Raw genomic sequence first — 6,025 nt, forward strand, 5'->3', positions numbered from 1 at the left:
CTACTCGGTTCCCTGATCGCCTACTCCGCCGCAACCGTCGGGGGCGGGAGGTGCGCCACTTCGCGGTCGAAGAAGGTACGCACGTCCTCACCCACCTTGTAGAGGGCCCCGATGTAGCCCTCCCAGTTCGTGATGATCTCCGGGTCGGTAAAGCGGACCGCGCCGTTCGGAACCCCCGCCTTGGTGTAGAGCACGTTGTAAAGGTTGCGACCACCAAGGATGACCACCTCCGGCAACGAAGCACCCCTGTCCGAAACGGGCAGCGCACCTAAACCGATAACACGGATGTGATGACCACATTCTGCACGCAATCTAAGCGAATGCAATTGCCATTGCATGTACGGCGTGAGTGGAGTTTCAACTACTCGGACACGATGCAAGAACGCTCCGCGGCGTCTGTCCAATTCACTTGCTTCGAGCAGTCCTTCGCGCCGCTCGCTGATCAGTCGGATCGACTCCCTCCAGTCGCCACGGAGAAGCGCATCCCTGCTGGCGTTTCCCGTTTCCTCAAAATGCTGACGGCGCTCAAACTTCCACGAGCTCCGATTGCGGATCTCTGCCTTGCGTTCGCGAAAATCCTGATTATAGACCGCCCGGTCGAGGGTCTCGCCTAGTTCGGTGGGGAGGGTGGGCGTGCGCAGTTCACGCATCCGGAATGTCCGCCTTGGCCGCGATCAACATATTCCCCGGAAGGACGATCAGTCCTTCATCTGAGGAAAGAGCGACACCATCAGGGAGTCGAGAAGCATAGGAAGGCGTCATATCCCTGCCAATCACGGCGACGTCACCGTTGTCGAGCATCCAGATGTCCGGACATTCATTATCGTCGTCGGATCGTCCCAGTTCACGGGCTGATTTCCCCAGTCGACGGTCAAACTGCGCTGAAGGATCGGCTTCCCATGCACGTGCCATGTCGCCTCCCGCTGGATGGTCATACGCACAGAAGAAATTAATGATACATCCAGCGGTTGATCAACAACGAGCTAATTCGGCAACGGATGCAAAAACGATGGCCGGAGCCAGGGAACGGGCTGGTGCGCGACGAGATGTGTGTGTGTTTCAGGGCTGAACGGGTGGATCCACCTTCCGACTCGATGCGGAGCCGTCCCACGGCAATGCAGAAGCGCTCGGTGCGGCCGCTCTCTGGTCTGGTGTCCGTTTCCCCCCGGGGCAATAGTGCGCTGGCCAGTGACACAGCCGGGCCCGGACGCGTCCGAGCCCGACCCTCCTGACGGAGCGGTCGCGGTTAGGGCCTCAGCACCTTGACCAGGCTGGTGAAGCTGTCCTCGCTGTGCCCTGCCGCGGCGCCGCGGCGGAAATGGGCGAGGACGGCGGTCGGGAGCGCGGTGTCCACACCGGACGCCTCCGCCGTGTGCAGGACGTGCTCCATGCTGGCGACTCCCATGGCCAACCGGTCGACGTCGCCGTCGTGGTTGCCGGCGTCGATGCGCGGCGCGTAGAACTCCAGGAAGTACCGGAAGTCCATGGCCTTGGACGCGTGCGGCAAGAGGCGCGCGGCCGAGACGCCGTTGGCATCGGCGACCGCCATGGCGTGCACGTAGCTGAGCATGCCCGTCCAAAACATGTCCATCAGCAACTGGTAGAACAGCGCCGCCAGGCCGGGATCCTCGCCGAGGTAGTCGATGCCGGTCAGGACCTCCAGGGCGGCCCGGTGGGCTTCGACCGCTTCTTCGGGGCCGCTGTAGTAGGTGCTGGTCTCCGGGTTGCCGATACCGGGGGGAGGGGTCTGGACCCCGCCTGTGATGTGGACGGCGCCGCGCTCGGCCGCCCACGCCGCCGCCCGGCGGGCCAGATCGGGGGTGTCGGACGTGAGGTTGACCAGGGTGCGGCCCTTGAGGGCGGCAGAGGGGGCCTGCTCCAGGATCGCGTACATCGCGGCGTAGTCGGTGAGGCTCAGGACCACCAGCTCGTTGACCGCCAGTGCGGCCGCCACGCTCTCCGCGCGGTGCGCTCCGCGGGCCACAAGGGGGTCGGCCCGCTCGGCCGTGCGGTTCCACACGGTCACCTCGTAACCGTTGTCCAGGTAGGCACCTGCCATGGCCTTCCCCATGGGACCCAGGCCGATCACGGTCACTGACGTGGGGTTCACTGACGTGGAGTTCATTGACACCGACATCCTTCGCACTCTAAAACGAACGTTCTATTCAGATGCACGCTAGCACATGACTAGAAAGAACGTTCTAACAACTACACTGGGGGCATGGTGACAACGCACGAGGTCGGCACACGGGAGCGGATCGTCCGGGCGACCTCCCGGCTGATGCAGCGGCAGGGCTACGCGGCGACCGGCCTCAAGGACATCTCAAGGGAGGCCGAGGCGACGCTCGGCTCCGTCTACCACTTCTTCCGCGGCGGGAAGCGGGAGCTTGCGGTCGAAGCGATCCGCTACGGCGACACCGAGTTCGCCGACCTGCTGCGCGCGGCGCTCGATCGCACCGACGATCCGGCGGAGGCGATCATCGCCTGCACCCGCGAGCTGGCCACAGGGCTGCGTGAGTCCGACTGGCTCGACGGCTGCCCCATCACCACCGCGGCACTGGAGAGCGCCGGGCGGGTCCCCGACATCCAGCGGGCCGCCGAGGACGCCTTCGAGAACTGGCGCGGCCTGGTCCGCGACAAGCTCCGACGGTCCGGTTTCGCCGAGGACGTCGCCCACGACCTCGCGCACACGGTCATCAGCACCCTGGAGGGCGCGGAGATGTCCGCGCAGGTGTCCCAGAGCGAAGCCCCACTGGAGATCGCCGGCAGGCACCTCGCCCGCCTCATCGACTCCTACCGCTGACACTCCCGTTCACCAGGGCCGATGGGGCCGAATCCCGGTCGACGTCGCCGCCTGAACGACCGGCGGACCTACGCGGCCGCGACACTAGGCGCTCGCTCGGCGGAGGCGTTCGGCCGCTTGCGCCCGCAGAGCAGCGCCGGACACCGGTCTGTCGCCGTGCAGCGCTTCCCACCGGGCGTTGTGCGCTGCCGCCCACAAACTCGCAGCCCACGCGACCTCCCGCTCGACGAGGGTGAACACGCGCCCCCGCAGGTCCTGATACGCGACCAGGAACGCCTCGGAACTCCCGACCGGCGCCAGCGTGGACGGCCCGGCACCGGCGAACGACCCGCTCGCCGCTCCCGCCAGCGCCGCCTCCGGCTGCCACGCAAGGCTGTCCCAGTCGTGCACCGCCCACACCTCCCGGCCGTACCACCGGAGGTTCTGCGCCTCGAAGTCGGCATGACCCAGCACGCACGGCAGATCGGCGGCCAGTATCCGCCTGCGGGCCCGGACGGCCGTGTCGGCGATGTGCGCGGGCACGGCGCTCTGGTCCCGGTCGTCGAGGAAAGCGAGTGCCGGCCACACCCCGGGGTCGGTGTGATCCCACCGCGCCCAGCGCGGATTCGGCAATGGCGGTGGGACGGTCACGTCGGACAGTTCGGCCATCAGTCGCGCGAACACCCCCGCGTAGTGCACGGCCACGTCGGGCGAGTCCCCGCGCAGCACGTCGCCGCCGGGACGGAACTCCTCGGCGTGCACGGCCAACGAACCGACACCGACCACCGGCGTGAGCGGGCGGGCGCACGGAAACCCGCGCTCGGCCAGCCGGGCCTGCGCCGCGACGCACGCCGCGGCCCGACCGTCATCGTCGCGCGCCTTGACCACGGCGTCCGTCCCGTCGGCCAACCGGAGGCCGAACACCGTCGAGGTCTGCCGCAACCGGAACAGGACCGCGGCGGGTTCGCCGCCCAAATGCTCCAGGCACCACACCGGCAACCAGACCGGCAGATCGTCCAACGGCATAGCGGGGACTATAGCGCCGGGCACGGCAACGGGCGCGGGACCCGCCTCCAGACGCCCGCTGCGACCAGGGCGGGTGGGATGGACGCGCATAGGGGCATGCGGGGCGGTTCAGGTCGGCTCTGCGAGTCGGCGGCCGATGCGCTCCCGCATCTGCGCGGCCCGTGCGTCGTTGTACTCGGCGATCAGGTCCAGCGCCGCCGCCCAGTGCCGCTGTGCCGCCGCCGGATCCTCACTGAGGAGGGCCGCCGCCAGACCGTCGAGGGCCAGGGCCTCATTCCACGGGTCGTGGAGTTCGCGGTGCGTTGCCGCGGCCCGGCGGTGGAAGTCGGCGGCCTCATCGGGGCGGCCGAGGCTGCGGTAGGTCTCACCGGCACCCTGCCATGCCGATGCTTCCCTACTGCGGTCGCCGAGGCGCCGGTGCAGCACAGCGGACCGCTGAAAGGACTCCAGGGCATCGGCGAAATCCCCCTTGGCGTGCTGCGCGTTGCCAAGGGTGCTGAGCCAGAACCCCTCAAGGCGCTGGTTGCGCAGGTCAAGGGCGATGTCGAGCGCGGCGTGGGCCGTGTGCAGTGCGCCTTCGATGTCGCCCTGTTCGCATTGGACATCGCTCAACAGGCGCAGGGCATTGCCCTCACCGCGCCGGTTGTCGAGTGATCGATGTGCGGCCAGTGCCTCGCGGACGACTGTCTCAGCCTCTGTCAGGCGTCCGGCACGGTAGTGGGCACTGGCGAGGTTGGACCGGGAGTTCGCCGCCCAGTGGGCGGAACCGAGCTCCTGGAACAGGGCGATCGCCGCCTCGAAATGTTGAGCGGCGGCGTCGAGGTTCCTCGTCCACAGATGGGTCAGCCCGAGCAGGTTGAGCGAATCGGCCTCGCCGCCGCGATCTCCGATGTCGCGCCGGATCGCCAAGGCGCTCCGGTGCGGCTCCAGGCTCTCGGAATAGCGGTTCACCTGGTTGAAGTCCACGCCGAGGTTGGTGAGCAGCAGCGCTTCGGCGGCGCGGTCGCCCAGCCTGACCGCAGCGTCCAACCCGACGCGGTCCACGTCCAGGGAATCGGTGACGGAGGCGGACGAGGGCCGCGCGTTCCACATGACGGCTGCGAGTTGCCAGGTGAGCCGGTCGAGCCCCGCCGCCTCGGCGGCCCGGACGGACCGGAGCATGGTCGCGTGCTCGGTCTCCGCCCAGTCCACGGCGGCGTCGAAGTCCGGAAAGGTCAGTGGGTGCCCGCCGTCTTCAGGTGATGCGGATACCAGATGCTCCTCAGCGGGACTGATCCAGTCCTGGGCGGCATCGGCCGTATGCAGATACCAGTCCAGCACGCGGCGCAGAGCCGCCGCCCGTTCTTCGGGTGGCTCTTCGCGGTGCGCCTGGTCGGTGGCATAGGCGCGGAGTAGGTCATGGAACTCGTAGCGGTCGGGGCCGCTTTGCTCGATGAGATGGGCGCCGACAAGGGAATCCAGCAGTTGACGTGTCCTGGCGGTTGGCAGTGCGCCCAGGGCCGCGGCGGCGTGGACGCCGAATTCAGGGCCGGGATGCAGGCCCAGCAGCCGGAACACGCGGGCGGCCGGTTCGGGCAGGGACCGGTAGGACCACGCGAAGACCGTGCGCACGGCGTCGGCGTCTTCGTCGTCACCTGTGCTGAGGGCGTCCCAGATTGCGGATTCGTCGCGCAGGTCGGTGATCAGGTCGTCGATCCGCAGGTGGGGGTTGCCGGCGGCGCGCTCCGCGGCGATCCGCAGGGCCAGCGGCAGCCGTGCGCACAAGCCGGCCAGTTCGGCGAGCTTGCGCGCGTCGTCCTCCGGCCGGTACCCGGCGGTCACCGCGCGCAGCAGCGCGACCGCCTCGTCCGTGGGCAGGGTGCCCAGTGTCAGACGGCGGGCGCTATCGCGGACCGCGAGACCGGACAGGCGGCTGCGGCTCGTAACGATGACCAGGCAATCCGAGCTTCCGGGCAGCAGCGGGCGCACCTGCGTTGCGGTGGCCGCATTGTCGAGGACGACCAGGACCCGGCGGTCGGCCAGGACCGATCGGTACATGGCGGCGGCTGCGTCGGGATCCTGGGGGATGGACTGCGGATCGACACCGAGAGCGGTGAGGAAGCGGCGCAGCGCCTCGTGGGCACCCACCGGGGCTCCGGGGTCGTATCCGCGCAGGTTGATGTAGAGCTGCCCGTCGGGAAAGCGCTCTTGGAGCTGATAGGCCCAGTGCACGGCCAG

At 68.4% G+C, this 6,025-nt stretch carries 6 protein-coding genes; 1 reads left to right on the forward strand and 5 read right to left on the reverse strand.

What is annotated here, in order from left to right; genetic code table 11:
* Positions 1 to 20: 20 nt before the first annotated feature.
* The 3 genes from CLV63_RS32855 to CLV63_RS32865 form a co-directional block, all read right to left on the reverse strand.
* Positions 21 to 650 carry a DUF6879 family protein gene (locus CLV63_RS32855; RefSeq protein WP_106587155.1) on the reverse strand — a complete coding sequence of 210 codons (630 nt, stop codon included), beginning with the start codon at positions 648 to 650 and terminating at the stop codon, positions 21 to 23.
* Positions 643 to 912: a hypothetical protein gene (locus CLV63_RS32860; RefSeq protein WP_106587156.1), complete on the reverse strand. Its 270-nt coding sequence runs from the start codon at positions 910 to 912 to the stop codon at positions 643 to 645. Before CLV63_RS32860 ends, CLV63_RS32855 begins: the two co-directional genes overlap by 8 nt.
* 334 nt (positions 913 to 1,246) lie before the next feature.
* Entirely contained in the window at positions 1,247 to 2,110 is an 864-nt protein-coding gene (locus CLV63_RS32865) for an imine reductase family protein (protein ID WP_106587157.1), read from the reverse strand.
* Positions 2,111 to 2,221: 111 nt separating this feature from the next.
* Between CLV63_RS32865 and CLV63_RS32870 the strand changes: the two genes are divergently transcribed.
* Complete coding sequence (locus CLV63_RS32870) at positions 2,222 to 2,803, forward strand: TetR/AcrR family transcriptional regulator (RefSeq protein ID WP_106587158.1); 582 nt, start codon at positions 2,222 to 2,224, stop codon at positions 2,801 to 2,803.
* 84 nt (positions 2,804 to 2,887) lie between these two features.
* On the opposite strand, the gene CLV63_RS32875 is transcribed toward CLV63_RS32870, so the two are convergent.
* Both CLV63_RS32875 and CLV63_RS32880 read right to left on the reverse strand, forming a co-directional pair.
* Positions 2,888 to 3,808, reverse strand: coding sequence for a phosphotransferase (locus tag CLV63_RS32875; protein ID WP_106587159.1), 921 nt, complete (start codon positions 3,806 to 3,808; stop codon positions 2,888 to 2,890).
* A 108-nt stretch (positions 3,809 to 3,916) separates the two neighbouring features.
* The coding region (locus CLV63_RS32880) for an ATP-binding protein (protein WP_211301604.1) at positions 3,917 to 6,025 on the reverse strand (2,109 nt) is incomplete at its 5' end.

It is taken from the genome of Murinocardiopsis flavida (assembly GCF_003014485.1).
GTDB lineage: Bacteria > Actinomycetota > Actinomycetes > Streptosporangiales > Streptosporangiaceae > Murinocardiopsis > Murinocardiopsis flavida.